We start from the raw sequence: 25883 nt of genomic DNA, 5'->3' as shown, positions 1-25883 counted from the left end.
CATTTGCTAACTTCGTGTATACACAGAGACATCCAATGTCTCTTTATCACGCGGAGCAAAACAGATGGTTCAAAGCCTGTTAAGCAAGCCGGAAGTGTCTGGCGCAGTGGCGGCCTTCGTCGACAAGACCCACAGGATGTACATCGGTGGCCGATGGCTCGATGCAGTCAGCGGCGACCCTATTGCGGTGATAGATGCCGCAACCGGAACAGTCATTGCGCATGTGCCCAACGGCGACAAAGCCGATGTGGATCTGGCGGTTAACGCAGCACGGCAAGCGTTCGAAAAAGGCACCTGGGCGTTGATGGGCGGTCACGAACGTGCCCGACTGATGATGAAGCTGGCGGAGCTGATCGACGCTCACGCCGAAGAGCTCGCCGAACTCGAAGCCTATGACACTGGTCGGCCGATCCATGAAACGCGCATGGTGGATATCCCCGGTTCGTCCTTGATGCTGCGTTACATGGCGGGCTACGCCACAAAGATTACTGGCGAAACCTTCTCCACTTCTGCGCCTTGGGAGCTATTCGCCTACAGCGTGCGTCAGCCTATCGGCGTGGCGGCGATCATCGTGCCCTGGAACTACCCCTTTGAACTCGCGGTATGGCGCATGGCCCCAGCCCTCGCCGCCGGTTGCACCGTCATCATCAAACCGGCGGAGCAGACGCCGTTGAGCACCCTGCGCCTGGCTGAACTGGTAGAGCTGGCGGGCTTTCCGGCAGGCGTGATCAATGTCGTCACCGGCCTGGGCGAAACCGCAGGCGCGGCGCTATGCAGCCACCATGACGTGGACAAAGTCTCCTTCACCGGCTCAACCGAGACCGGCAAGCGAATCGTCCAGGCGAGCGCCGCCAGCAATCTCAAAAAGCTGACCCTCGAATTGGGCGGCAAAAACCCGGCCGTGGTGTTTGCCGACGCTGACCTGGATCAGGCCATCGCCGGAATCGCCAGCGGGATCTTCTTCAGCTCTGGGCAGGTCTGTACCGCCAGCTCCCGGGTCCTGATCCATCGCAAGGTCTACGACCAGGTCGTGGATGGCCTGGTCGAGCGCGCGCGCAACCTGCGCATCGGCCACGGCCTCAACCCGCAAACCGAACTTGGCCCGCTGGTGTCGGCCGAGCAACGTCAGCGCGTCGCCAAGTATCTGCAGGCAAGCGCCGCCGAAGGCGCGGAGGATCTGGCAGGCGGTGGGGCGATCGGCGATCAGGGCTATTTCATGACCCCCAGCGTGCTGACCAACCTCACCCCGCAGATGAGCGTCTACCGCGAAGAAATATTCGGACCGGTGCTGTGCGCCATGCCATTCGACACCGACGACCTGGATCACATCGCCGCCATGGCCAACGACACCGACTTCGGTCTGGCGTCCAGCGTGTGGACCCGCGATCTGGCAACAGCGCACCGCATGGCCAAGAAAATCAAGGCCGGCAACGTCTGGATCAACATCCACAACTGCTTCGACCCGGCCCTGCCAATGGGCGGTTACAAGCAGTCAGGCTGGGGACGTGCCGCCAGTTTCGCGGCGATCGAAGACTACACCGAACTCAAGGGCGTCGCCGCCCGCTTGTAGGCCGTACGCAACGGTTGAAGAGGAACACTCTCGTGAATGCAATCAGTCAAAACACGCTGCCAACGGCGACGAGCCTAGCGCTCGGCGATGCTCCACCGGGCATCGTCGTCAGGGACCTCGCACTGCGCTATGGCCAGCAGACCATCTTCGAAAATCTGAACCTGGAAATCCGCAGTGGCGAGTTCATCGCCTTGCTCGGTGCCAGCGGCGTCGGCAAAAGCAGCCTGTTGAAAATCATTGCCGGGCTGGCGACCCCCAGCGCTGGCAGCGTGATCGGCAGCGACGGCAAACCCTTGGCCGGACGCATCGCTTATATGGGCCAGCAGGACTTGCTGTATCCATGGCTCAACGTGCGCCAGAACGTCACCCTCGGCGCACGCCTGCGCGGCGAAACCACCGACGAAGCCTGGGCCGATCATTTGCTCGAACAGGTGGGTCTGGCCGGACGCGACACCCTGTTGCCCTGCGCGTTGTCCGGCGGCATGCGCCAACGTGCAGCCATCGCCCGGACCTTGTATGAACGCCGCCCCATCGTGCTGATGGACGAACCCTTCTCGGCCCTCGACGCCCTGACCCGGGCCAAGGTCCAGGACCTGGCGGCAGAACTGCTGACCAATTGCACCGCCTTGCTGATCACCCATGATCCGTTGGAAGCCTGTCGCCTTGGCCGCCACCTGATCGTGCTGGCTGGCCATCCGGCCACGCTGGGCGTACCTATCACCCTCGACGGCCTGCCACCGCGGGCGCCGGACAACCCACAAGTTCTGCATAGCCAGGGTCGTCTGTTACGCATTCTTACGGAGCTTCACCAATGAACCGTCTGCGCAAAGGGTCTCGCCCTTTCATCATTTTCATCGGCCTGCTGCTGATCTGGCATGCCGTGACTCTGACCGGGATCCCGAACTATCTGCTGCCGACCCCGGCCACCGTGGCGAAAGCGCTTTGGGAGGGCCGCGACTATCTGGGCTACCACTTCCTGGTGACGCTCTCGGAAATCGCCATGGGCCTGTTCTGCGGATTGCTGCTGGGCATGATTCTGGCGCTGACCATGATGTTTTCGCCGCGTCTGCAGCAGTGGCTGATGCCGGTACTGATCATCAGCCAGGCGATACCGGTGTTTGCCCTCGCGCCCTTGCTGGTGTTGTGGCTGGGCTTTGGCATGGCGTCGAAGGTGGTAATGGCCACGTTGATCATTTTCTTTCCCGTCACTGCCTCGTTTTTCGACGGTCTGCGTCGCACCGAGCCGGGCTGGCTGGAGCTGGCCAAAACCATGAACGCTGGGGGTCTCGCCGAACTGCGTCATGTGCGACTGATGGCGGCGCTGCCATCGTTCGGTTCGGGTCTTCGCGTTGCAGCGGCCGTCGCCCCGATCGGCGCGATCATCGGCGAGTGGGTCGGTTCGTCCAGCGGTCTGGGGTACGTGATGCTCAACGCCAACGCCAGGATCCAGACCGAAGTGTGTTTCGCCGCGCTGTTCCTGTTAGCCCTGATGGCCATCGTCCTGGTTCAACTGGTGGATCTCAGCGTGCGCAAGCTTTTGTACTGGGTGCCGGATTCCGGCCAAAACCGTTGATTCGAACAACCTCCTCCAAGGGAAACATCATGATCAAGAAGTTTGCGTTTGCCGCATTGATGACACTCGGCACGGCCTCCGCTCAAGCGGACGAACACATCAAGCTGTTGCTCGACTGGTTCGTCAACCCGAACCACGCCTCGATCTTCGCTGCCCAGTACAGCGGCGCGTTCAAACGTGCCGGCCTTGACGTTGAAATGATTCCGCCTGCCGACCCCAGCGTGCCGCCCCGTCTGCTCGCGGCAGGCCAGGCCGACCTGGCGCTGAGCTACCAGCCGCAGCTGTACATGCTGGTGGACAAGGGCCTGCCTGTGGAGCGCGTCGGGACCATCATCAACACTCCGTTGAACACCATCGCCGCGATCGAAGGCGGGCCGGTGAAGACCATGAAGGACTTCAAAGGCCACAAGATCGGTTACTCGGTCGGCGGCCTGGAAGACGTCACCATCCGCACCATGCTCAAGTTCAATGGCGTAGATCCGAAGGACGTCAACCTGGTGGCAGTGAACTTTCAGGTGATCCCGGCGTTGCTAACTCACCAAGTAGACGGCGCCATCGCGGTTTTCCGTAACTTCGAAACCACCGAGCTCAAGGCAAAAGGAGCCAACCCCATCGTCTTCAAGCCCGAAGATAACGGGGTACCGATGTACGACGAACTGATTGTCCTGGCGAATAAAGCCCATGCCCGGGATGCCAAGATCCAGAAGTTCATGGTCGCGCTGGCAGAAGGCACCCGCTATCTCAAGGCCCACCCAGAAGAAACCTGGACCGCGTTCGCCGAGGCTTACCCCGATCTGAACAACGACCTCAACAAAACGGCCTGGAAAGATACGCTGCCGCTGATCGCCAACAACCCGATGACCTTCGACGAGCCGCGTTACCAGGCCTTTGCCGAATACATGAAGAAGAACGAGCTGATCGAGTCGGTCAAGTCGCTGGATGACTATGGATACGAGCCCAAGCCATGACACTTGATACTGCCAGCGCCGGGCCGCAAGGCTGGGCGCCATACAGCGACTGGATCGACGGCGTAGAAGCGCGTTCGTGGAGTTCAGGCCAGGGCCGTCCCATCGTACTGATTCACGGAATCGGCCCTGGCACCTGCGGCTTGGCCAACTTCGAACCGGTGCTCGGCACGTTGCTGCAACACGGCGAAGTCCATCTGCTCGACTTGATCGGCTTTGGCGCCTCCGGCCGCAAGGCCTGCGCGCCCTACTTCGATGTCGCCCTGTGGCAGCGCCAGTTGCAGGCGGTGCTCAAGCGCATCGGTCGGCCGGCGACGTTGATCGGCAACTCCATTGGCGGCGCCCTGGCCTTGCGTTGCGCGGCCGACGACGCGACGGTTCAAGGCGTGCTGTCGATCGGTTCACCGCTGTGCGCAACCGCGCCGACTCAGGCACTGCTGGATTTCTGGAGCATACCGGACTCGCCTGCCGCACTTGCCAGGGCCATGGCACCGATGACGGCAGCCGGGACCGAACCTTCGGCCGAGCGGCTGGCGGCGCGTTACGCACCGTTCACCGATCAGGGGTTTGTCGAGTATTTCGGCGCTTTGCTCGGCGATCCAGCCGGGGCACTGCAAGAGGTAGCGCTGGATACTGCAACGGCACAGCGCATCAGTTGCCCCATGACCCTGGTGCACGGCTGGCAGGATCGCGCCTGCCCGCTGGAAGGCACTGCACTGGCCTTCAATCGCCTGCGCCCGGACGCCGATGCGGTCCTGTTCGGCCAATGCGGCCACAACATCACCTGGGAAAGAACCGCCGACCTTTGTCAGGTGCTGACGGCTTTCCTACAGCGCACCGAGTTGGAGTAATCAAACCATGAGCAAGACGTTCATCCGCTGCGGACGCCTGTTTACCGCCACCGACAGCCAGGCGGCAAGCGATCAGACGCTTGTCATCGACAACGGTCGCATCGTGCATGTCGGTCCCAATCACTCGGCGCCACATCCCGCGCCACAAGACCGGGTGATCGACCACAGCGATCGCTTCGTGATGCCGGGCATGATCGACACCCATACCCACCTGAGTTACGGCTGCGCCGCGTCGGAAGAAGAAGTGGACCTGTATGCGACCCTTGAATTTCGCACCCTGCGCGCCCTGCACGCGGCGCAAAGCATGCTGCGTGCGGGTTTCACTTCGGTCCTGGACCCGGCCTGTTCCGGGATGGTTTCCCCGGCCGTGCGAGACGCTATTGAATGCGGCCTGTACCGCGGGCCACGCATCACCGCCGCCGGACCGGCCCTGACCACTCACCAGGGGCTGTATGACTACTACCCGAGCTGGATCGGCTCGCCTGATGTCTCCAGCGGCATCCTCGTCAAGTCCCGCGACGAGGCGATCCAGCTGATTCGCAAACAAGCCAAGGATGGCGTCGACATGATCAAGATCGCCATGGACGGCACCATGGGCGACCGGGATCGGGGCCTATACGCCGCGTTCGATCAGGATGAAATCAGCGCGATGGTGCGCGAGGCGCATCGCCTGGGTCGCAAGGTCGGCGTACATGCACGCGGCACCGAAGGCGCGCTGTACTCGGCGCGCGCCGGGGTCGATGTGATCTATCACGGCTCGCGCATCTGCGACGAAGGTATCCGCGCGGCACTGGACAACGGCACGGCCATCAGCCCGTCGCTGCTGATGCTGGTCAACAACATTCAGTTCGCTCAGCCCCAGGACCCGTCCTTCAGTTGGTGGCCGAACATTCAGCGCAAGGAGCTGGCTGCCGCGCGCCGCTGCATCGCCGCAGCGTTCGAGGCGGGCGTGCCGCTGCTCAACGGCTCGGAAAGCGGCTTTGCCATCACCTTGTATGGCGACTGGGCGGCCAAGGAGCTGGAAATCACTACCGATTTGCTCGGGCTCAGCGCCGCTGAGGCATTGCACAGCGCAACCCGCGTCCCGGCGAAATTCATGCGTGACACACGGATCGGCACGCTGGAACCAGGCCAGGCAGCCGACTTGCTGGTACTCACCGACAACCCGCTGAACAACATCAAAAGCCTGCAGGACCCGAGCACGTTTCACGAGGTCTGGGTGAACGGCGAAACCTTCGACCTGACACCACCACCACCGGCTCGCCGACACATGAGCGAAGACTCCCAAGGGATGTGGAACCGCCGTTATACCCGCGACATCGTCAGCCAGCTCGAACCTCAGTCGCTCGATCTGCAGCCCGCGCCTTGAACCCTATTTCCGTTACCTGATTAAGAGGTCAACATGAGCCCTCACGACTACCAATGGCCGAAGGCCGACTGCACTCGCATCCCCTACGGCATGTACCGCGATCCCGACGTGTACACGCTGGAACAGGAAAAAATCTTTCAAGGGCCGGTGTGGAACTACCTGGCGCTGGAAGCGGAAATCCCCAACGTGGGTGACTTCCGCACCATTGAGGTCGGTGACATCCCGGTCATCGTCAACCGTGCCCGCGACGGCAAAGTCCATGCGTTCGTCAATCGCTGCGCGCATCGCGGCGCCACCGTGCAGCGCCTGATCCATGGCAACGCCAAGTCCCACGTTTGCTGCTACCACCACTGGGGCTACAACCTGGAAGGCAACCTGGTCGGGGTGCCGTTTGCCCGCGGCGTGGAAGGCAAAGGCGGCTTGCCGGAGGACTTCGACAAGAAAGAGCATTGCCTGCGCAAGATGCGCGTAGAAACGCTCAACGGCGTGATCTTCGGCACATTCGCCCAGCAGCTGGAACCCCTCGAGGAGTTCCTCGATACCACCTTCGTCAATCAGCTCAAGCGTCTGTTCAACCGCCCGATCAAGATCCTTGGGTATCAGCGCCAGCGCATCCACGGCAACTGGAAGCTGTACACCGACAACCTGCGCGACCCCAACCATGGCGGCCTGCTGCACATGTTCCAGATCACCTTTGGCATCGCGCGCCTTAACCAGACCGGTGGCGCCATGGTCGATAAAAAAGCCCGACACAACATGTCGTGGGCTGCTCAGGACATGGGCAAGAACAACAGCGACGCCGAGTATTCGACCCCACGGGAAAACAACAAACTGACCTTGAAGGACGGCAGCCTGCTGCAATACCGCAAGGAGTTTCCCGACGACTACAACCTGACCATTGCCTCGATCTTCCCCAACTGCATCTTCCAGCAGATCGGCAACACCTTGGCGGTACGGCAGATCCGCACCAAGTCGGTGAGCGAATTCGAAATCTTCTGGACTTTCTACGGCTACACCGACGATGACACCTCAATGGATCAGCATCGTCTGCGCATGTCCAATCTGGTCGGCCCCGGCGGCCTGGTTTCCATGGAAGACGGCGAAGCCATCGAGATCGTGCACCGCGCCATCGCCGCCGACGAAGACAAGCATGCGTTCGTTGAATTCGGCGGCCGCGGGCCGGTTGGCGACCAGGACAACCTGGTCACCGAAGCGCCGATGCGTGGCTTCTGGATGCACTACTGCGAACTGATGGGTATCACGCCGGGAGCCGACACACATGCCAATGCCTGAACGTTACTTCGAACTGCAGATGCTGCTGGACCAATATGCGCGAATGATCGATGAAGACCGTCTCGAAGAATGGGTAGAACTGTTCACCCCGGACGGCCGCTACGAGATCATTTCCAGGGAAAACCTGGCGCAGGGTTTTGCCTTGCCGCTGATGCTGTGCGAGAACCGCAACCAGATCGCCGACCGCGTGATGTCATTGCGCGAGGCGAACATTTATCACATCCACACCGATCGCCACATCCTCTCTCAGTTGCACGTCCAGGGCACCGACGACGGTTGGCGTGTGGGTGCCAACTACGCCCTGTTTCAGACCAATCAAGTAGGCGTGAGCACGCTATACAGCGTCGGTCGCTATGACGATCTGATTCGCGAAGTGGACGGCCGCCTGCTGTTCGCCAGCAAGCGAGTGATCGTCGACACCGGTGCAGTGCCTTCGCTGCTCGCCACCCCCATCTAGGACCCTGTGATGACTGCAACCAAACGAGAAATATTCGTCCCCGGCATGGGCCCGCCGCTGAGTCATTACTGCGATGCCGTGGCCTTTGGCGACTTGCTGTTCGTTTCCGGCATCCTGCCATTGGATGATCAACTCAACCTGGTGGGCGGCGACGACCCACGGGCTCAGGCAGAGCAAGTGTTCGCCCGCCTCGAACAGGTACTCGTCGCGCAGGGCGCGGCGTACGCCGACATTCTCAAGGTCACGCTGTTTCTCACCGACGTCAACGACCGCGCAGCGATCAACGCTGTGCGCAAGCAGTACTTCGGCAACAGCCGCCCCGCCAGCACCCTGGTGGAAGTCAGCGGCCTGATCACCCCCGGCGCACGTCTGGAAGTCGAGGCCATTGCTCGACTTCAGCGCACCTGATTTTTCAAGGAATCGACCATGCAAACCATTCAATACCCATTACTTGTCGACAACACTCTGACCCGCGTCATCGAAGCCGGCAGTGGCCCGGCCGTAGTGTTCGTGCACGGCCTCGGCGCCCGTTGCGATCGCTGGAGCGGCACGGTCAGCCGCATCGGTAACGCGGGCTATCGCGCGGTGACGTTCGATCTACCGGGACACGGACTGGCCGCCAAAGGCGACCCGCAAGCCCCCGGCGATGTGCCAGGCCTGGCGCGGTATCTGGTGGCATTGCTCGATACCCTCGGCATCGAGCAGGCGGTCCTGGTCGGCACGTCATTGGGCGGCCACATCTGCGCTTACGCGGCGACGCTGATATCGGAGCGCGTGCCCGGCCTGATGCTGGTCGGCGCACTCGGTATCGCACCGTTGAGCACGGAAGCCGCGCAAGGCATCCAGCGCAGCGTCAAAGCCACATCCCGGGAAGAAATCAAGGGCAAGCTGAAGTTCGTCATCGCCGATGAAGCGCTGGTGACCGATGCGCTGATCGACGAAGAATGGCGCATCAACAACTCCCCAGGCGCCAATGCCAGCTTCGTGCGCATGGGCAACTACGTGGTCGAAGGCTTGGAACATGACTACGTCGCCAAACAACTGGCTGCGCTCTACCCGGCCGACAACATCCGCCTGGTGTGGGGAGCCGAGGACAAGGCAGTACCGGTCAGTGTCGGCGAGCAATGCCGCGACCTGTTGGGCGGCGCCGAACTGCTGTTGATCGAGGGTGCCGGCCACGCGCCGTATTTTGAAAAACCAACTGCCTTTGATCCTCCACTGCTGGCGTTCCTCGCCAAGTTGCATTGATCACTGGCATATCGCTTCAGGGTCGTCGGCGACTGAATAGTACCGTCGGCCTGCCATTGATTTAGCCGTTCTGCACCCTGGGCCGACGTCTCATCCATCGGCCGACGGCACACTGCTGCCTGAACAATAAGAAAGCTTGACTCACGATAACAATAAGTCTGAAGACACACTCAACACTGCCCTTGCCACTCTTATCACTTACTTCAAAAAAAGTCGGGAGCTGTTTGTATGCGCGCAATAAAGTGGATGACTCTTTCACTGGCCACTTCGGCCGCTGTCGGTAGTCAATGGACACAGGCCAGTGATCAATCCGAAGCCAGCGGGTTTCTCGCCGGCAGCAAGTTGAATGTGCTGGAACGCAACTTCTACATCAACCGGGATTTTCGCAGCGGCAATTCGCCGGTCGACAATAAAGGTGAGCGCACGCCTTATGGCGAAATCTGGGCGAACGGCCTGATCGGCAACTTCCAGTCCGGCTTCACTCAAGGCATCGTCGGCTTCGGGGTGGACGCCATCGCCTTGATGGGGGTGACGCTGGACAGCGGCCCAGGCCGTATCGGCGGGGTCTACACGGTTCCGGTGCAGGATAACGGCAAGCCGGTCGACGAGTTCTCGTCACTGGGCGTGGCGGCTAAAATGCGCATTTCCAACACGGTATTGAAAGCTGGCGACCAGGTCATGACATTGCCGGTCTTCGCCACCGACGACACGCGAATCGTCCCGGAAACCGCCCGCGGGGTGTTCGTAACCAGCAACGAGATCGACGGCCTGACCTTGCATGGGGGTAAGTTCGACTCCATCAAAGGTCAACAATATGCCAGTCATGACAGTGTCGGCTTGAAGGAAGCGGTATTTGCCGGCGGCATTTACAACTTCAATAAAAACGCGAACGCCGCGCTGTACTACTCCAATCTCGATGACGTATTCCGCAAATACTACGGCGGTTTCGATTATAACTGGGCAACGGGTGAAAACAGCTCACTGGCTACTAACTTCAACTTGTATCACACCCAGTATGATTCCAAATACACCGGTACGGGCAGCAGTGAAGACAACACCATCTGGAGCGGCGCCTTGGCCTATAGCCTCGGCGCTCACAAGTTCACCGTCGCTTATCAAAAATCGAACGGCGGTTACCTGAGCGCAACGGGCCGACCCGTGGGCTACGTCTACGGTCCTGACGGAGGCGGCTCGATCTTTTTGAGCAACTCAATCCAGTATTCGGACTTCAACAACAAAGACGAAGCCTCCTGGCAGTTGGCGTACCTTCTCAATTTCGCGTCCCTCGGCATACCCGGCCTGACCTTCGGCGCACGCTTCGTCGACGGCCAGAAAATCGACATGGGCAGTGGCAGTGACGCAAGCGAACGCGAAACCGACCTGGACTTGAAATACGTCATTCAGGACGGAGCCGCCAAGGATCTTTCGTTCCGGCTTCGCCAGGCTTTCTATCGTTCCACGGATGACTTGAACGGCGACGTCAACGATTTCCGGATCATCGTCGAGTACCCGATCAGCATCCTATAATCCGTCACGCATCGCTCGCCAGCCGCTCAAGCTGGCGAACGCCCAAATCAACTGTGCATCCGAAGGTAATCCACCATGGAAAAAAACCTGGGTAGCTATCCCCTGCTCACCGGTACGCCGGCCGGGGGAGCCGAAGCCTTGGACTCGCCGCGGCCCGTGCAGACGACGGCTGTCAACGGTATGAGCCACGCGTGTGAGGCCACTTATGTTTAATCCTGTTCGAGGCCGTCATGGCATGGCAGTTGCGCCTCACGCCCTGGCGTCACAATCTGCGCTGGCGGTGCTGCGTGAAGGCGGCAATGCCGTGGAAGCGATGGTCGCAGCCGCCGCGACCATCGCGGCGGCCTATCCACACATGAACGGCATTGGCGGCGACAGCTTCTGGCTGTTATCGCTTGCGACACCCGACGGGCCGCGGGTCATCGGCATCGAAGGCTGTGGCGCCGCAGCCCGGAACGCGAGCCATGAGCACTTTAGCGGTCAGTCGGCGATCCCTTTTCGAGGTCCTTCGGCAGCGCTGACGATGGCGGGAACTGTCAGTGCCTGGGAGCGCAGCCTGGACATAGCGCGAGAGCATCTCGATGCGCGTCTGCCGTTATCACGACTGCTGGCGGACGCCATCGACTACGCCCGCCACGGTGTGCCGGTGACCGCCAGCCAGCAGCGCAGCACGCAGGCCAAACACGCCGAGCTGCTGGATGTCGCCGGGTTCGCTGAAACCTTTTTGATCGAGGAGCAGGTACCCAGCGTAGGCAGCCTGTTCCGCCAGCCGCGCCTGGCCGACACATTCGAACACCTGGCCAGACAGGGTCTGGCAGATTTTTACCGAGGCGATCTTGCCGAGCGAATGGCCAATGAACTGCAACAACTGGGCAGTCCGTTACGGCTTGCGGACTTTCATGCCCACCAGGCCATCGAGCGCACGCCGCTGGAGTTGCAGCACAGCCATGGGCGGGTGTTCAACATGCCGCCACCCACCCAGGGGCTGGTGTCGCTGCTGATCCTCGGCATCATGGATCGCCTGCCCGGCAGCCAGACAGATCATCTGGGTGCCGACTACGTGCATAGCGCGGTTGAAGCGGTCAAACAGGCTTTCAAGGTGCGTGACCAGCACATCACCGACCCGCTGCACATGCGGGTAGACCCTGCGAGCTTTTTACACGCCGATGCTCTGAACACCATGGCCGATGCCATCGATCCTCAAGTCGCCGCTGCCTTCGGCGCCGGCAAGGGTCCGGCGGACACCGTGTGGATGGGCGTCATCGACCGTCACGGCAATGCGGTGTCAATGATCCAGAGCATCTATCACGAGTTCGGATCAGGCGTTGTGCTAAGCGGTACCGGCATCAATTGGCAGAACCGTGGCGCCTCGTTTTCGCTTGACCCAGCCCACGTCAATTTCCTGCGCCCTGGTAAGAAGCCGTTCCATACCCTGAACCCAGCCTTGGCGCATCTCAACGATGGCAGCACCATGGTGTACGGCAATATGGGCGGAGACGGCCAGCCGCAAAGCCAGTCTGCGGTATTCACACGCACGGTCGTGCACGGCCTGAATCCTCAGGCTGCCATTAGCGCGCCTCGATGGCTGCTAGGACGCACATGGGGACAATCTTCCGACAGCTTGAAGCTCGAGGGGCGATTTGCGCAAAGCACGGTACAGGCCTTGCGAGATCGCGGTCATGAAGTGGAAATGCTGGATGATTTCGACGAGGTGTGCGGGCATGCCGGAGCTGCGATAAGGCATCCTGATGGGAGTCTGGAAGGCGGTTCAGACCCTCGTTCTGATGGGGCTGTTGCGGCGTTTTAGGGTTGATTCTGAAGATTGAGCCGGCTGGTATGGACGGCGCGTCGTGGCCAGCCACCGATTCCCAAGCCGGAACACACGCCTTACTAATCAAGAGCGCGAGCCTTGGCGAGGGGCCAATGGCCAGGGCGAGCCGCACAGGCCCGCAGCAAAGGGCCGCACCCCGACCTCAATCGCCACCTACCACCCCGCCACACCTCCATCACTGCGCGGGTCAGTTCCCCCTTCGAGCAACCCATTGGCATGCCGCACAATCGCCCCCGCATGCCCCATGGATTCATCGTAGTCAGCCAACACTTCAAGCTCGTGGCCATAGCCACCAAGCGCCGCGATGCACTCCGGGGTGAAGCGCGACTCGAGCTTGAGGTTGTCACTGGACGTGCCCCAGGTACGGCCCAGCAGCCAGCGTGGCGCCGCGATCGCCGCTTGCGGATTCATACCGAAATGCACGATGCGGCTGAATACCGCGCTTTGCGACTGCGGCTGGCCGTCGCCGCCCATGTTGCCGTAGACCAGCGTGCGGCCGTCCGCCAGGTGGGCCATGGCCGGGTTGAGGGTGTGGAAGGGTTTGCGCCCGGGCGTCAGCGGGTTGAGCGCGTGGGGGTCTAGGGAGAAGCTGCAGCCGCGGTTCTGCCAATTGACGCCCGACTGCGGCAGGACGATGCCGCTGCCGAACTCGTGGTACAGGCTCTGGATGAAGCTGACCGCCACGCCGTCGGCGTCGATGGCGCCCATCCATACGGTGTCGGCCGGACCCACGCCTTTGCCCCAGGTGGCAGCGCGCAGGGGGTCGTGGTCGTGGGTCATGGCCTGCAGGGCAGCGCTGTCGAGCAGGCTTTGAGGGTCGATGGTCATGTAGGCAGGGTCGGTAATGTAGCGGTCCCGCAGGGCGAACGCGCGTTTGGTCGACTCGACGCAGGCGTGCACGAACGGTGCGCCGCATGGGTCCATTTGCGGGTCGAGCAAGTGGTCGAGCTGGCCGAGGATCAGCAACGACACCAGCCCCTGGGTCGGCGGCGGGAAGTTGTAGACCGTGCCGTGCGAGTGATCCAGGCGTAACGCCGTGCGCCACTGAGCCTTGTGGTTTTGCAGGTCTTGCAGGACTAGCGGGCTGCCGGCCGCTTGCAGATCGGCCGCCATGCTGCGGGCCAGTTCGCCCTGATAGAAGTCATCGAGACCGACTCGGACCAGGTGTTCCAAGGTATCGACCAGGCGCGGCTGGCAAAACACCTCACCCGCCTGGGGGACCTGCCCGGCGGGCAAGAAGGTCTGCGCAAAGCCTTGGATGTTGCGTAACTCCTCCTGCTTGCTCTGGGTGCAGCGCTGCTGGCTGGCGGTCACCGGGATGCCGTGACGGGCGTAGCGCACGGCATCTTCCAACAGCCGCGCCATGGGTATCTGCCCGCCCAAGGTTTCGCGCTGCCAGGTGTCTGCCGCCTGCCAGCCCGACAGCGTACCAGCCACGGTATTGGCCGCCAGACCGCCGCGAAACGGAATGCTCTGCAGGCCTTGAGCGCGATAGCCCTCAAGCGAAGCACCGAGCGCGCTGGCACCGCAGGCATCGAGCGCTACGGGAACATGGCCGGGGCGCGAGATCAGCCAGAAGCCGTCGCCGCCGATGCTGTTCATGTGCGGGTAGACCACGGCGATGGTCGCGGCGGCGGCGATCATCGCCTGCACCGCGTTGCCGCCCTCGCGCATCACCGCCAGGGCGCTTTGTGCGGCCAGCGAGTGGGGGGCCACGGCCATGGCGCGAGTGCCGCGCTGCGGGTTGAGGGTACGGGCCATCAAAGAGATCCTTGAGAAAAAGGTACGGCGCTGTCGAGGCCAGTGTTGTCGGCGAACGCGCTGTGGGTGAACAGCTCGCGTGCGCAAGCGAGGACAGATTCATCTGCAAAACGCGCGCCCAGTACAGACAGCCCGACCGGTGCGCGGGCCAACGTGCGCCAGGGCATCACCACCTGCGGCAAACCGGCCAGCCCGGCCAGGCACAACAGGCGCTGGGAGCGGCGACAAAAGCGCCGTGCAGGCGCGGTTGAAGCAAGGGATTCATGCGTCGCTCCAACTGACGTGGGCGGCGACGATCTTCCAGGCGCCCTGCAGGCGTGCCCAGCTTTGGGTCTGGCGCCCGACTCGCCCTTTGCGCTGGAACACCATGTTGGCAACCGCGAAGTCATCACCGAAGGTGGTCAGCGAGCGCTCGATGATTTGCCGTTCCAGGCCTGCGCTCGGGCGGGCGAGGCGAAACGCCTGGATGGCGTCGATGCCGTACAGGTGCTCGCTGGCGCCGTAGCGCAGGGTGTGTGCGCTGTGCCAGAACAGCTCGTCGAGTACGGTCAGATCATTGCTGGTCAGGGCCGTTTCATAGCGCTCGAACGCGTGGTGCAACTGCGCCAGTGGCTCGCTGGCGTTGATTGCCAGGTCGTCGCTTTGGCGAGCGAACAGGTCGGCCGGCAGCTGGCACACGCCGCGACCCAGCAGGCCCTTGTGGCCTTCGATATCAAGCATGGCGATGGCCACGCGCGGGGGCATGGTGGTCGCGACGATGGCAGCGGCGTCGACGGCGCTGCTCAGGCCCATCGGCCCGAACAGCGGGTGCGCGCCCATGCGCCAGGGCCCGAGGATGGCCTGCTCGCCTGGCAGCCAAGGGGCGATGTCCGCCGCCACCGTTACGCCGTGGGCCCAGGCCTGGGCGCCAAAACCTGCGGCATCGATCACGCCGCTGTCGCCCAGCATCGGGCAGGCCACACCATTGGCCATGCGCGGCCCTTGGGGTGTCGGTGCGGGTACGCAGTGCCAGTGCTCGGGCGCGCCGGCCAGGCGCACGCCTGCCTGGTGCCCGTTGCCGGCGAGCGCCACCACCAGGCTGGCCGCAGGGTTTTCACCCTCATTGGCGGCGGCCGCCAGCATGAGGTGGCAGGCGCCCATCCACAGGGTCAGAAAAAACAGCGGCGAGCGTTGCAGCATCTCGCTTACCGCGGGCGCGTCAGTCAGCCGCGGCGCGAGCTGGCGCTGCAAAGCTGCGGTTGCGGTGGCCGTGTTGCTGTGCAGATCGTCGCCAGCCGCAAGCGCTTCGCGGGCGAGTTCGAACAAGTCCACCGCGCCCTGAGCCAAGGCAGATTGCAGCGCCTGGTACAGATCGCCGTCGCGCCAGTGCAGGCGCTCGAGGACTGCTTCGTCACGGGTGCCGAAGCGGATCTGCGCGCCACTCCCGCTGCCGAGCAGCGACCAGCAACGGCGCCCTGCCCCTCGTTGATCGGTAATTTCAACCAGGGCGGTCGAAGGCGAAATGACTGCCGCCAGCGGCGTGACCACATTGAAATCCTGCGCGGGCCGCAGACGCACACGTCCATCGAGCAGCATGGCTTGGGCTTCGGCTTGATCCCGCGCCCAGCCCTCGTACAGGCAGCACAGCACCGCCGACGACATCACCGGTGCACTGGGACGTGCGCCATCGCGAAACGGTGGGCCGGCGTGCAGCAGGGTCATGGCCGCAAGGCCTACGGCTTCGCGCGCCTTGACCACCGCGCTCCAGTAAGGTCTGACCTGATACAGGCGTGCCAGCGCTGCGGCATTGGCCTGGGCGCGCTCCTCGGTCGCGGCGCTGGCCATCAGGCGACCTCGGGCACGGGCAGAATCGGCGAAACAGCATCGAAGCGTTGGCCGGCACGCAGGCAGAACAGCGGTTGCAGCATGCGTTGGGCGACGGCTTCGGTGCCTTCGTTGTCGCGCAGCAGCCAGCGCCCTTGGGCATCGGACAACACGCTGATATCGGCTTCGCGGCCCACGCCCAGGGTGCCCAGTTCATCGCTCATGCCCAGCATGGCGGCGGCATGGGTGGTGACCATGGGCACGAGTTGTTCCAGCGTCAGCCCCAGGGCCATCATGCTGACCATGGTCGAGACCAGGCTGAAGCGCGAGGTGCCCTTGAACAGGTGTTCTTCATCGGGGTGCTCGTCGGGGGTGCCGGCAGGCGGCGGGACTTCGGTGTTGTATCCGTGCATGTCGGAGCCCAGGGTGTTGGGCACGATCCCGGCCTCGAGCACTTTGGCGGCCATTTTGTAGCTGAAGTGCGAGCCGTGCCCTACGTCCACTTTCAGGCCACGGGCGACCGCGTCGGCGACCAGCCCGTGAACCTGGCCGTCCTGGGCGACGAAGCCACCAGGATGGCGGCTGAACGGGTGGGCCAGCACGTCGCCGGGTTTGAGCAGGGTCAGCACCTGCGGGAAGATGGAGTCTGGGTCGACCTCCTGGCCACCGTCCTTGGGCATGGGCCACAGCTGGCCGAAGTGGATGTACACCGGCAGTCGGGTCTGCTCGCCGATCTGCGCGGCCTTTTTCATCACGTCCAGGCCCCAGCGGGCAAAGCCGCCAAGCTCGGCGTGGGCCTTGATGCCCTTGACGATGTCGCGGTTGGCCAGGGCCGCCTTGACGGTGGCCTCGACATCGCTGCATTCGGGGCGATAGAGCTCGGGATAGAAGTGCCCTTCGAGCCCGCCCACCAGATACGCGGAGAGGAAGGCCAGTACGCGACTCTGGGACGGCTCGACGATGAATTTGCGAAATCCGGGCAGGGTCATGCAGCTGGCACCGCCCTGATCGACCAGGGTGGTGACGCCCGAATGCACGCCGCACAGGTCGGGGTTGAGGCCAAAGCGCCCGGAGACGTACTGGAAGACGTGGCTATGGGTGTCGATGAGGCCGGGCAGTACCAGCGCGCCGGTGCAGTCGATCAGTTCGGCGTCCGTGGCGGCATCGGTGTAGCGCAGTTGGCCAACTGCCTGGATGCGCGTACCGACCACCAGTACATCGCAGAGGGTATCGATGGAATTGGCGGGGTCTATGACGCGTCCGCCGTGCAGAAGGGTCTTTTTCATGGGGATCTTCGTGGCATATCGGGAAGGTGTCAGAAGCAAGGCAATGGTCGTGCCATCGATAACGCTTAGCATGCCTATAAACTTTTATCTGGCTGTTTTTGATAGTTTTTTATCTATGTAAATCTATGTGGTATACCTGCTTTGTCACTCCGAGTGCTTGCTGCTCAGTCTTGCATGCACGCACCATTTGATGACGGGGCGCCCTAATACAGCGCATTGCGTGGTATACCTCTCTTTCCGTCTAGCTGTGCGATGAGGTCTTGAGATTGGGGGTGCTCCCACAGTGGCCCTACAGGGCGATCCGACGGCGCCGCAGCACCCAATCTTCACCACCCAGAGCTTTTCAACGCACAAAAAAAAGACCGCCACGAAGACGGTCGATCACGCGCAAACCACCTTAAATATCCAGCACCAACCGCCCAGACGCACTGCTCGAGCAGCAGATCATCATCGTGCCATGGCGCCCATGTTCAGCCGGCGAACGCACGCTGTCGCAGTGCACCGGCTGGCCATCGATGACCTTCACTTCGCAGGCACCGCAGATGCCCTGTTCGCAGGAGTACATGACGTCCGCATCGGCCGCCAGCAGCGCTTCCAGGATGCTCTGCCCCGGTGCGACGGCCACCTCAGTACCGGAGCGGGCCAGCACTACCGTGAAGGCTTGCTCGGCGGTTGCGGCGGGTGTGGCAGCCTGGAATCGTTCGATATGCAAGCGCTCGCCCAGGCCCACGGCGAGACCATCAAGCGCATTGATCATGCCCTGCGGGCCACAGCAATAGACGTCTGCATCAGCTGGCATTGCTGCCACCACCTCGTCCAACGAGGTCCGCGCCGCCCCTGGCACAGCCGAGTAATGCAGGCTGACATCGCCGCAATCCTTGAGCGCATCACGGAACAACGCATGGGCTGGCGAGCGGCACCAGTAGTGTAGATGTACGCTGCGCCCCTGAGTACGCAGTGCCTGGAGCATGGAATAGATCGGCGTGATTCCGATGCCGCCCGCCAGCAGCACCACCGGCGCCTGTCCGGGGGTCACGGCGAACAGGTTGCGTGGCGCGCTGACGTCGAACATCTGTCCCACGCGCACGCTGTCGTGCAGCCACTTCGAACCGCCGCGGCCGCCCTCCTCGCGCTTGACACCCACCACATACCGCTGCGCGTCGCACAGGGGCGTTAGCAAGGAATACTGGCGGATCAGCCCACCCGGAAGGGTCACATCCAGATGCGCGCCAGCCTCTGCGGCTGGCAGTGGCGGGCCATCCAGCGCTTCGAATTCGTAGAGCAGAATGTCCTCGGCGCCATAACGCATGGCGCTCAGGCGCAAGCGCTGCGGGTTGGGCTCAGACCGTTCCATATTGAATACCCATGCCCCGCAGCCAGGCGCGGTACTTCATGCCCAACAGGTCGGTGCGGTGATGCAGTTCCTGACGCAGGTCGGTGGGGATACGCTCCGGGCGCTGAGTGTCGACGATCGCCGCGTCCTGGGCATAAACCAAGTCCTGGCGGCGGCGCACATCGGCCTCGGTGGGCATCGGGTCGAAATTCATGCCGCAGACGATGCGCACGATGCTCTCGGTCTCGCTGACCTGCTGCATGGTGAAAAAGGTGCAGAAGCGATCCGCCTCGTTGCCCAGATGGGCGCGCTCGGGGTCGGAGATCACCAGGCGCTTCTTGAAGTAGGCAACGCCTGGGCGCAGCAATTTGTAGGCGTAGTAGGCGATCACTGGCACTTCGCGCGGGTCACCGTAGGGCTGGGTCACTTTGACTTCCGAGGAGGCCAGGCCGCCGTCTTCTTCCCACACGTCGTAGGCGCCGATCGGGTCGGGGTTGTCCATCAGGCCGTTGACGCCGGCGTGCACGAACGGAAAGTGCGTGGGGTCGATGAAGTTTTCCAGCGCCCGATACCCGGACTTGAAGGTGTAGGGCCCGCAGACCACCTTCTTGTAGCTGGCGTCATCCCAGTCGGGGAAGTGCGGGATGTCGTGCTCGGGCTCGCCGATGCAGGTCCAGAGCAGGCCGTAGGCCTCTTTGGTGTGATGGGGGATGGCCTTGGCCTTCTTCATCGGGGTTTCGTGGGGGGAGGCCGGCATCAGGGTGCACTGTGCGGTGCCGTCGTAGTTCCAGCCGTGGTAGGGGCACACGACTTTGTCGCTGGCGATGAAGCCCTTGGAGAGCCGCGCGCCGCGGTGGATGCACAGGTCTTCCCAGACGTAGGCCTGACCCTTGGAGTCGCGCCACACCACCAGGTCACGGCCGAACAGGGTCACCGGGTACAGGGTGCCGGCTACCACGTCTTCGCTGCTGGCAACCACGTGCCAGTCGTTGAGCAAAGCCGGTTCCAGCGGTGCATCGAGCTGGTTCAAGTGTTCTTTGCAATTCATCAGGGGTCACCTTGTTTTAGTAGCCGAACACACCGGGCACGGCCCCGGCCGAGCAATTCGCGGGCCTTGGGCCCATGGGTGGCAAGCAGATCTGCGTTGTTTCACGCAAGAAGCGCACCAGCGCGCTGACCTCAGGTCAGGCGGTGCATAAGCGCACCTGCCCAGAGCAAAGCAAAGCAAGTGGTATGCCACCTTTATTGTCTGCACATTGCCTGGGGGCAAATGCCGGCGCCGCCTCCCGGTTTCGGCCACTCCAAGGATTGGGGGCGGCGTTGCATCGTTCCATTGAGCCGCCTCCTCGGCAGCGGGCGTGCTGCATCTGCGAGCACATTTTAGGTGGTATGCCTCCTATATGAGCACAAGAAGGTCGCGCCGCAAGGCTTGCACCACCGTGAACCGGGCACATCCCACCCGGTATGCTTTATGCAGTGGCCGTTATCCCACTGGTGGTCGATCCGGCAGATCGACCAAGCTGATATGCTTCCCGAGGTCCCGCACCTCCCCTTTTCGACAAGTGATCGAGTTGTTATGAGCCAAGCATCCACCCAAGACGTACAAGCCGAACTGGACGCGGCCACCAGCCGCTCCGCCTTGCTCGGCCGGCCGGGTTTTCTGATTCGCCGACTGCACCAGATCCACTGCGGGCTGTTCCTGGATGAAACCCGCGACCACAACATCACCCCCGTGCAATACAGCCTGATGACGGCGTTGGGGACTCACGGCGAGATGGACCAGAACACCCTGGCCCAGGAGATCGGCCTGGAGCGCACCAGTGTCGCGGAGGTGATACCGCGCCTGGAGGCCCGGGAGTTGCTGGTGCGCCGGCAGAGCACCGAGGATCGTCGCGTCAAGCTGGTGAAGTTGAGCCGCAAGGGCCTGTACCTGCTCAAGAAGATGGACGCCAGCGTGCAGCGCGCCCACGACCGCACCGTCGAGGGGATTCCCGAGGAGGAGCGCGCGCAGTTCTTGCTGCAGTTGATCAAGCTGGTCGAGGCCAACAACCACCAGGGCAGTGCGCCGTTTCGGCTGGGCAAAGGGGGGGATGACTAACACTGCCAGGCAAGGGACGGGATTGGCCCCGTCCCGCGTGGAGGCTCAACGGCTTTGCGCGGTGCCGTGAAAACGCGACAGGAATTGCTGCGCACGCATGGTCTGCGGCGCCGAGAAGAACGCCTCGGGCGCGCCGCTCTCGACGATGGCGCCAGCGTCCATGAACACCACCTTGTTGGCGACCTGGCGGGCAAACTCCATCTCGTGGGTGACGATCACCATGGTCGCGCCCTCGCCCGCCAGCCCGCTCATGACCTCCAGCACCTCCCCCACCAGCATCGGGTCGAGGGCGCTGGTGGGTTCGTCGAACAACAGAATCTCAGGCTTCATGGCCAGTGCCCGGGCGATGCCGACGCGCTGCTTCTGGCCGCCCGACAACCGCGCCGGGAACATTGCGGCCTTGTCCGCCAGGCCGACCCTGGCCAGCAGCGCAAGCGCATCCTGACGCACCTCGCGGGCATCGCGTTTGAGCACATGCAGAGGCGCCTGAATGATGTTATCCAGCACAGTCAGGTGCGGCCACAGGGCGAAGTGCTGAAAGACCATGCCAATGCGTGAACGCATCTGCGCCAGGTCGGCATCGCTCATCTTCACACCGCCTTTGTGTACGCCCATGCGCTGGTTGTTGAGGAACACGCTGCCGGCGTCGGGCTGTTCGAGCCAGTTGATGCAGCGCAGCAAGGTCGACTTGCCGCACCCGGAGGGCCCGAGCAGGCACAGCACATCGCCCTGCAGGACATCGAGCGACGCGTCCTTGAGCACGTGGTTAGTGCCAAAAGACTTGGAAATGCCCTGCAACTGCAGCACCTTGGCCGGCGTTGCCAGGGCCTGGGGGCTGGGGGATGGATGCAATGCGTTCACGTGCGGCGCTCCTCGGCGTAGCGGGTCAGAAGGCTGGTCAGTATCTCGATGCACAGGCACAGCACCCAATACAGCAGCACGGCCGAGAGAAACGCAGCAAAGGGAATGAAATACGTCGACTGGATGGCGTTCATCACGCTGGTCAGCTCGCCGACCGCGATGATCGACAAGAACGCGCTGTCCTTGACGATCTGAATCAGCTGGTTGCCCAGGCTCGGGATGGCGCGCATCACCACCGGCGGCAGGATGATCCGCCGCACCAGGCTGAAGCCGTGAAAACCGAATGCCCGCGCCGACTCGATGGTGTCCGCCGGCAGATCCCGCCAGGCCGCGCGCAACAGCAGCGCGATGTAGGCCGAGTTGTACAGCACCAGCGCCAGTAAGCCGCTGGTCCAGTTGGACAGGCGCACGCCCAGGCTGGGCAAGGCGAAGTAGATCAAATACACGAACAGCAAAAACGGCACGCAGCGCATGGCGTCGCAAAAACCGCCGGCGATACGCGCGATGCCGGGGCGCGAGGACATCAGCAGGGGCGTCAGCGCCATGCCCAGCAGCAGCGAGACCGCGGCGGCGATGATCACTAGCATGATGGTGTTGGCGAAGCCCGTGGCGATGTCCGGCAGCTGACCCCAGATGGTCACGAAGTCGTTGATCATGTGGCGGCCCTCGGTGCGGTGTCGCCGTGCTCGCTGCGCTGGCGCTCAAGACGCCGTTGCAGGCGGATCAAGGCGTAGACGATCACGCAGTACAGCAACAGCCCGAACACCAGCGGCGGCAGCGGGTCGTAGGTGCGCGCGCCAACCCTTTGCGCGGCGCGGGTGATCTCGACCATGCCGATCACCGCCACCGCCGGGCTGGACTTGACCAGCATGGTCATTTCGTTGACCAGGCCCGGGAGGCTGGAACGCCACACCTGGGGCAAGACGATCAACCGCAGCCGCTGGCCCCGGCGCATGCCGAAGGCCAGCGCGGCGTCGTATTCCTGCTTAGGGAAAGCGATCAGCGCGCCGCGCCACACCTCGCAGTTGAACGCCGCGGTCGACAGGGTCAGCGCCAGGATGCCGGCCGCAGCCGGGTCCAGGGACACGCCGAACTGCGGCAAGGCGAAGAAGATCAGCAAAATCAAGGTCACCGCCGGGCACGAGCGCATGATGCTCACATAGGTGAACACCACTTGCCGCGCCACCGGCACCTTGCCCCAGCGCACCAGCGCCAGGCCGAGCCCCAGGGGCACGCCGACGATGATGCTGACCAGCGAGACCCCGATGGTCGAGAGCCCGCCGAGCAGGATGCTCCAGTAGTCGTATGCAGTCATGGACGTCGGTCAGTTCACGGTCACGGGCATGTTTTCATGGCTCGCGCCGAGCCACTTCTTCTGCAGGCGGTACATTTCGCCGTTCTTGCGCAGCTCGAGCAGCGCCGCGTCGACGGTCTTGAGCACGTCGGTGTTGCCTTTGGCCACGGCCCAGGCCAGATAGGTCGGCTCGCCGATCGGCTTGGCCATGACGAACATGTCCCCGCGCTCCTTGACCAGCGCCGTCAGCGACAGGTCGGTGTTGGCGACGGCGTCCAGGCGGCCGTTGGCCAGGTCCTGATAGGCTTCGGGGTAGCCGTGGTATTCGACGATCTCCTTCAGTCCTTTGCCCTTGGCCTTGAGCTTGGCATCGAAGGCCTGCAGATCGGTGAGCATCGCGCTGCCGGTTTCGGCGCCCACGACTTTGCCGATTAGGTCATCGGCGTTGACCAGCGGGCTGCCTTTTTTGGTCGCAAAGTAGGTGGCGGTCTGCGCCGTAGGGGTGGTGAAGTCAAAGGTAGCCTTGCGGGCGGTGGTCACCAGTACCGCGGAGAGCGCCATGTCGTACTTGCCGGTGGTCACGCCCGGCAGGATCCCCGCCCAGGGCAACACTTGCTGGCGAATCTTCAGGCCGCTCTGCTTCTCGACCAGGGTCAGCAGCTCATTGTCATAGCCGGTGGGCTTGCCCTCGTCCATGAACTCGAACGGACGGTAGTCATCCTCGGTCGCCACCTGCAGATAGCCGCGGCTCTTGATCTCATCAAGGGTCGCCGCATGGCTGATCGCCGAGTAGCTCAGTGCCGCTGTCATGGCGACGGTCAACGCCATCACCGACTTACCGATCCGCAGCCGGCGCGTGAGAGTGTTCAATAGAGCAGTCATGGGAGAGTCCTTGCTGAATCTGTAGGAGATCGGTCCAGGGTCATGGGCCGGGCTAGGGGCGCTGGCAGCGCTGGGAACAGACAAAGCAAGTGGCATGCCACATATTATCCCGAGCAGTGGTTTTGCCGCGCCCACGCAACGTGTGGCGATCTCCAGTGCCTGAAGCGCTGCATCCAAGGTTTTGCCCAGGCATGCCGCGCACCAAAACAAGCCAGGATATATGTGGTATGCCTCTTAATAAGCCAGCTAAACGGCCTGCCAATGGCGTGACACCCGCAGGATGGCCGAGTCATCTTCGCAACTGCTTGTTATCCCAAGGCTTTATGAATGGGCGCTGCGCCGGGCACGATTCTGGCTAGGTCGGTTGCCGCACCACCTGTCGCTCACACAGAGGCTCCCATGGCTAAATTGCTCACTCCCGCGCACATCGACCACTTTCAAACCCACGGTTACGTCTACCCGTTCCGAGCCCTCAGTACCGAGCAAGCGGCCAGCTACCGCCAGCGTATCGAGGACTACGAGGCGCATGTGGGCGAAGATGCCAACCGGTCGCTGAAGATCAAGGCCCACCTCGCCTCCCCGGCCTTCGTCGAGCTGGCCCGCCACCCGAGCATTCTCGATGCAGTGGAAGACCTCATCGGCCCGGATATCCTGCTGTTCGGCGCCTCGGTGTTCGCCAAAAATGCCAATGACCCGCGCTATGTCTCTTGGCATCAGGATTCGACCTATTTCGGCCTCACGCCGCACGAGGAAGTGACCGTGTGGATTGGGCTCACTGATGCCACCTCCGAAAACGGTTGCCTGCGGGTGCTGCCCGGCACCCACCGGGAGCCGGATTATCGCCATGAGGAAACCTTCGCCGCCGACAACATGCTCGCCAAGGGCCAGGCGCTGGTGGGTGTGGACGATTCTCTGGGTGTGGAGATGCCGCTGCGCGCCGGGGAGTTCTCGATTCACCACGAACGCACGGCGCACAGCTCGCGGTGCAATACCACGGATGACCGGCGCATCGGCTTTGCGTTTTTTTATATTCCGACCCACGCGACCTCGACCATCGGCCGACGCCGGGCGACGCTGGTGCGGGGGGAAGATAAATTCGGGCACTGGGACGCCGAAGCGTTGCCGACCTGCGATTACGACCCCGACGCGATGGCGCAATTGCACCAGGCCTGGGGGCAGTATCGGGATGGGGAGGTCAAGGGCGGTTAAGGGTGGGCTGCTTCAGGAAGCCTCAGGCTGCTGCGCCGACAGCGGCAGCCCGAACACCTTGTCGAACAGCAGATTGAACGTGAAGGTATAAACCAGAAAGAACAGCACCAGCCCGATGTTCAGCGCCAGAGCCTGCAGCAATGGGATGCCCAACGACCAGGCGAACAGCGGCACCAGCACGCCCAGTAGCCCCACCTCGAAGCCGATGGCGTGCAAGGCGCGGCGAAAAAACGTGCGGGTGCGGTCGACGCGGCGCGCCTCCCAATACTCGAACAGGGTGTTCCAGCACAGATTCCACACCACGGCGACGGTCGAGCTGGCGATCGCCAGCCCCGTGGAATGGGCAGTGTCGTGGCCCAGGGCAGTGAGAATCAGGGTGTTGCAGAGCACAGCGATCAGCTCGAATAAGGTGACGAAGACCAACTTGCGTTTGACGCCTTGCATGTCCGATGCCTCGGGGGAACGGGGTGATGGCAGCGGGTCAATATGCCTAAAAGTTGACTGAACGGCCACCTCGAGCTTATGGGCTAGCGTGCGATCAGGACGCCTGCTGAGACCGGACGTGCGCCTTCCCGGGCAAAGCCCGCCGTCGGGTTGGACGAAGGCCAGGGCGCGATGGAGGAGACACTGGGCAAAGGCGCGCGCTTGACGCCCTAGGACCCGAATGTGCCA

Annotated in this window: 24 protein-coding genes; 14 read left to right on the top strand and 10 right to left on the bottom strand. The window is 62.7% G+C overall.

Annotation, left to right across the window (positions count from 1 at the left end; genetic code table 11):
- Nucleotides 1-64: 64 nt before the first annotated feature.
- The 12 genes from AC3WJP_RS05630 to AC3WJP_RS05575 all read left to right on the top strand — a co-directional run bounded on the left by AC3WJP_RS05630 (nucleotide 65) and on the right by AC3WJP_RS05575 (nucleotide 12660).
- The gene (locus tag AC3WJP_RS05630; protein ID WP_493720245.1) at nucleotides 65-1570 is read left to right on the top strand and encodes an aldehyde dehydrogenase family protein; all 1506 of its coding nucleotides are present in this window, start codon (nucleotides 65-67) and stop codon (nucleotides 1568-1570) included.
- Nucleotides 1571-1602: 32 nt separating this feature from the next.
- On the top strand, nucleotides 1603-2385 hold the full coding sequence (locus AC3WJP_RS05625; RefSeq protein ID WP_493720244.1) for an ABC transporter ATP-binding protein: 783 nt from the start codon (nucleotides 1603-1605) through the stop codon (nucleotides 2383-2385).
- Complete coding sequence (locus AC3WJP_RS05620) at nucleotides 2382-3143, top strand: ABC transporter permease (RefSeq protein WP_493720243.1); 762 nt, start codon at nucleotides 2382-2384, stop codon at nucleotides 3141-3143. Before AC3WJP_RS05625 ends, AC3WJP_RS05620 begins: the two co-directional genes overlap by 4 nt.
- Nucleotides 3144-3172: 29 nt before the next feature.
- On the top strand, nucleotides 3173-4111 hold the full coding sequence (locus tag AC3WJP_RS05615; RefSeq protein ID WP_493720242.1) for an ABC transporter substrate-binding protein: 939 nt from the start codon (nucleotides 3173-3175) through the stop codon (nucleotides 4109-4111).
- Complete coding sequence (locus tag AC3WJP_RS05610) at nucleotides 4108-4959, top strand: alpha/beta fold hydrolase (RefSeq protein ID WP_493720241.1); 852 nt, start codon at nucleotides 4108-4110, stop codon at nucleotides 4957-4959. The genes AC3WJP_RS05615 and AC3WJP_RS05610 overlap by 4 nt, the downstream gene beginning before the upstream one ends.
- A 7-nt stretch (nucleotides 4960-4966) precedes the next feature.
- On the top strand, nucleotides 4967-6328 hold the full coding sequence (locus tag AC3WJP_RS05605; protein ID WP_493720240.1) for a metal-dependent hydrolase family protein: 1362 nt from the start codon (nucleotides 4967-4969) through the stop codon (nucleotides 6326-6328).
- A gap of 33 nt (nucleotides 6329-6361) precedes the next feature.
- Nucleotides 6362-7621, top strand: a complete 1260-nt coding sequence (locus AC3WJP_RS05600; RefSeq protein ID WP_493720239.1) for a Rieske 2Fe-2S domain-containing protein — start codon at nucleotides 6362-6364, stop codon at nucleotides 7619-7621.
- Nucleotides 7608-8078, top strand: coding sequence for an aromatic-ring-hydroxylating dioxygenase subunit beta (locus AC3WJP_RS05595; RefSeq protein WP_493720238.1), 471 nt, complete (start codon nucleotides 7608-7610; stop codon nucleotides 8076-8078). Before AC3WJP_RS05600 ends, AC3WJP_RS05595 begins: the two co-directional genes overlap by 14 nt.
- Nucleotides 8079-8087: 9 nt before the next feature.
- Nucleotides 8088-8486, top strand: coding sequence for a RidA family protein (locus AC3WJP_RS05590; protein WP_493720237.1), 399 nt, complete (start codon nucleotides 8088-8090; stop codon nucleotides 8484-8486).
- Nucleotides 8487-8504: 18 nt separating this feature from the next.
- Nucleotides 8505-9326: an alpha/beta fold hydrolase gene (locus tag AC3WJP_RS05585; protein WP_493720236.1), complete on the top strand. Its 822-nt coding sequence runs from the start codon at nucleotides 8505-8507 to the stop codon at nucleotides 9324-9326.
- 228 nt (nucleotides 9327-9554) lie between these two features.
- On the top strand, nucleotides 9555-10853 hold the full coding sequence (locus tag AC3WJP_RS05580; RefSeq protein WP_493720235.1) for an OprD family porin: 1299 nt from the start codon (nucleotides 9555-9557) through the stop codon (nucleotides 10851-10853).
- 205 nt (nucleotides 10854-11058) lie between these two features.
- A complete protein-coding gene (locus AC3WJP_RS05575; RefSeq protein WP_493720234.1) occupies nucleotides 11059-12660 on the top strand; it encodes a gamma-glutamyltransferase family protein in 1602 nt (533 codons plus the stop codon).
- A 177-nt stretch (nucleotides 12661-12837) separates the two neighbouring features.
- On the opposite strand, the gene AC3WJP_RS05570 is transcribed toward AC3WJP_RS05575, so the two are convergent.
- From AC3WJP_RS05570 to AC3WJP_RS05550, 5 genes are all read right to left on the bottom strand, one after another.
- Nucleotides 12838-14445 (bottom strand): gamma-glutamyltransferase family protein, encoded by a 1608-nt coding sequence (locus AC3WJP_RS05570; RefSeq protein WP_493720233.1) that lies wholly within the window; start codon nucleotides 14443-14445, stop codon nucleotides 12838-12840.
- Between the two features lie 261 nt (nucleotides 14446-14706).
- A complete protein-coding gene (gene hpxZ, locus AC3WJP_RS05565; protein WP_493720232.1) occupies nucleotides 14707-16269 on the bottom strand; it encodes an oxalurate catabolism protein HpxZ in 1563 nt (520 codons plus the stop codon).
- Nucleotides 16269-17534 carry an amidohydrolase/deacetylase family metallohydrolase gene (locus tag AC3WJP_RS05560; protein ID WP_493720231.1) on the bottom strand — a complete coding sequence of 422 codons (1266 nt, stop codon included), beginning with the start codon at nucleotides 17532-17534 and terminating at the stop codon, nucleotides 16269-16271. The genes hpxZ and AC3WJP_RS05560 overlap by 1 nt, the downstream gene beginning before the upstream one ends.
- A gap of 397 nt (nucleotides 17535-17931) precedes the next feature.
- On the bottom strand, nucleotides 17932-18888 hold the full coding sequence (locus AC3WJP_RS05555) for a PDR/VanB family oxidoreductase (RefSeq protein WP_493720230.1): 957 nt from the start codon (nucleotides 18886-18888) through the stop codon (nucleotides 17932-17934).
- The gene (locus tag AC3WJP_RS05550; RefSeq protein WP_493720229.1) at nucleotides 18875-19915 is read right to left on the bottom strand and encodes a Rieske 2Fe-2S domain-containing protein; all 1041 of its coding nucleotides are present in this window, start codon (nucleotides 19913-19915) and stop codon (nucleotides 18875-18877) included. Before AC3WJP_RS05550 ends, AC3WJP_RS05555 begins: the two co-directional genes overlap by 14 nt.
- 528 nt (nucleotides 19916-20443) lie before the next feature.
- Between AC3WJP_RS05550 and AC3WJP_RS05545 the strand changes: the two genes are divergently transcribed.
- Nucleotides 20444-20965 carry a MarR family winged helix-turn-helix transcriptional regulator gene (locus tag AC3WJP_RS05545; RefSeq protein WP_493720228.1) on the top strand — a complete coding sequence of 174 codons (522 nt, stop codon included), beginning with the start codon at nucleotides 20444-20446 and terminating at the stop codon, nucleotides 20963-20965.
- Nucleotides 20966-21010: 45 nt separating this feature from the next.
- Here the strand turns inward: AC3WJP_RS05545 and AC3WJP_RS05540 are convergent, their stop codons facing one another.
- From AC3WJP_RS05540 to AC3WJP_RS05525, 4 genes are read right to left on the bottom strand one after another with little or no spacing between them, the layout of a single operon-like run.
- Nucleotides 21011-21772 carry an amino acid ABC transporter ATP-binding protein gene (locus AC3WJP_RS05540; RefSeq protein ID WP_493720349.1) on the bottom strand — a complete coding sequence of 254 codons (762 nt, stop codon included), beginning with the start codon at nucleotides 21770-21772 and terminating at the stop codon, nucleotides 21011-21013.
- Between the two features lie 50 nt (nucleotides 21773-21822).
- Nucleotides 21823-22482, bottom strand: coding sequence for an amino acid ABC transporter permease (locus tag AC3WJP_RS05535; protein ID WP_493720227.1), 660 nt, complete (start codon nucleotides 22480-22482; stop codon nucleotides 21823-21825).
- Nucleotides 22479-23141, bottom strand: coding sequence for an amino acid ABC transporter permease (locus AC3WJP_RS05530; protein WP_493720226.1), 663 nt, complete (start codon nucleotides 23139-23141; stop codon nucleotides 22479-22481). Before AC3WJP_RS05530 ends, AC3WJP_RS05535 begins: the two co-directional genes overlap by 4 nt.
- A gap of 9 nt (nucleotides 23142-23150) precedes the next feature.
- A complete protein-coding gene (locus AC3WJP_RS05525; protein WP_493720225.1) occupies nucleotides 23151-24002 on the bottom strand; it encodes a transporter substrate-binding domain-containing protein in 852 nt (283 codons plus the stop codon).
- Nucleotides 24003-24401: 399 nt separating this feature from the next.
- On the opposite strand from AC3WJP_RS05525, the gene AC3WJP_RS05520 reads away from it, so the two are divergent.
- Nucleotides 24402-25211, top strand: coding sequence for a phytanoyl-CoA dioxygenase family protein (locus AC3WJP_RS05520; protein WP_493720224.1), 810 nt, complete (start codon nucleotides 24402-24404; stop codon nucleotides 25209-25211).
- 12 nt (nucleotides 25212-25223) lie between these two features.
- Here the strand turns inward: AC3WJP_RS05520 and AC3WJP_RS05515 are convergent, their stop codons facing one another.
- Complete coding sequence (locus AC3WJP_RS05515; RefSeq protein WP_493720223.1) at nucleotides 25224-25655, bottom strand: PACE efflux transporter; 432 nt, start codon at nucleotides 25653-25655, stop codon at nucleotides 25224-25226.
- Between the last annotated feature and the right edge of the window lie 228 nt (nucleotides 25656-25883).

Source organism: Pseudomonas sp. GW821-FHT01A09 (genome assembly GCF_058986725.1).
Note: the sequence above shows the minus strand (reverse complement) of the source record. Positions and strands in the feature narration are given on the sequence as shown.

Bases quoted from the DNA above. Each gene is read 5' to 3' on its own strand.
- AC3WJP_RS05630 (WP_493720245.1), top strand. From the start codon at position 65: ATGGTTCAAAGCCTGTTAAGCAAGCCGGAAGTGTCTGGCGCAGTGGCG.
- AC3WJP_RS05620 (WP_493720243.1), top strand. From the start codon at position 2,382: ATGAACCGTCTGCGCAAAGGGTCTCGCCCTTTCATCATTTTCATCGGC.
- AC3WJP_RS05615 (WP_493720242.1), top strand. From the start codon at position 3,173: ATGATCAAGAAGTTTGCGTTTGCCGCATTGATGACACTCGGCACGGCC.
- AC3WJP_RS05610 (WP_493720241.1), top strand. From the start codon at position 4,108: ATGACACTTGATACTGCCAGCGCCGGGCCGCAAGGCTGGGCGCCATAC.
- AC3WJP_RS05605 (WP_493720240.1), top strand. From the start codon at position 4,967: ATGAGCAAGACGTTCATCCGCTGCGGACGCCTGTTTACCGCCACCGAC.
- AC3WJP_RS05600 (WP_493720239.1), top strand. From the start codon at position 6,362: ATGAGCCCTCACGACTACCAATGGCCGAAGGCCGACTGCACTCGCATC.
- AC3WJP_RS05595 (WP_493720238.1), top strand. From the start codon at position 7,608: ATGCCAATGCCTGAACGTTACTTCGAACTGCAGATGCTGCTGGACCAA.
- AC3WJP_RS05590 (WP_493720237.1), top strand. From the start codon at position 8,088: ATGACTGCAACCAAACGAGAAATATTCGTCCCCGGCATGGGCCCGCCG.
- AC3WJP_RS05585 (WP_493720236.1), top strand. From the start codon at position 8,505: ATGCAAACCATTCAATACCCATTACTTGTCGACAACACTCTGACCCGC.
- AC3WJP_RS05580 (WP_493720235.1), top strand. From the start codon at position 9,555: ATGCGCGCAATAAAGTGGATGACTCTTTCACTGGCCACTTCGGCCGCT.
- AC3WJP_RS05575 (WP_493720234.1), top strand. From the start codon at position 11,059: ATGTTTAATCCTGTTCGAGGCCGTCATGGCATGGCAGTTGCGCCTCAC.
- AC3WJP_RS05570 (WP_493720233.1), bottom strand. From the start codon at position 14,445: ATGGCCCGTACCCTCAACCCGCAGCGCGGCACTCGCGCCATGGCCGTG.
- hpxZ (WP_493720232.1), bottom strand. From the start codon at position 16,269: ATGGCCAGCGCCGCGACCGAGGAGCGCGCCCAGGCCAATGCCGCAGCG.
- AC3WJP_RS05560 (WP_493720231.1), bottom strand. From the start codon at position 17,534: ATGAAAAAGACCCTTCTGCACGGCGGACGCGTCATAGACCCCGCCAAT.
- AC3WJP_RS05555 (WP_493720230.1), bottom strand. From the start codon at position 18,888: ATGGAACGGTCTGAGCCCAACCCGCAGCGCTTGCGCCTGAGCGCCATG.
- AC3WJP_RS05550 (WP_493720229.1), bottom strand. From the start codon at position 19,915: ATGAATTGCAAAGAACACTTGAACCAGCTCGATGCACCGCTGGAACCG.
- AC3WJP_RS05545 (WP_493720228.1), top strand. From the start codon at position 20,444: ATGAGCCAAGCATCCACCCAAGACGTACAAGCCGAACTGGACGCGGCC.
- AC3WJP_RS05535 (WP_493720227.1), bottom strand. From the start codon at position 22,482: ATGATCAACGACTTCGTGACCATCTGGGGTCAGCTGCCGGACATCGCC.
- AC3WJP_RS05530 (WP_493720226.1), bottom strand. From the start codon at position 23,141: ATGACTGCATACGACTACTGGAGCATCCTGCTCGGCGGGCTCTCGACC.
- AC3WJP_RS05525 (WP_493720225.1), bottom strand. From the start codon at position 24,002: ATGACTGCTCTATTGAACACTCTCACGCGCCGGCTGCGGATCGGTAAG.
- AC3WJP_RS05520 (WP_493720224.1), top strand. From the start codon at position 24,402: ATGGCTAAATTGCTCACTCCCGCGCACATCGACCACTTTCAAACCCAC.
- AC3WJP_RS05515 (WP_493720223.1), bottom strand. From the start codon at position 25,655: ATGCAAGGCGTCAAACGCAAGTTGGTCTTCGTCACCTTATTCGAGCTG.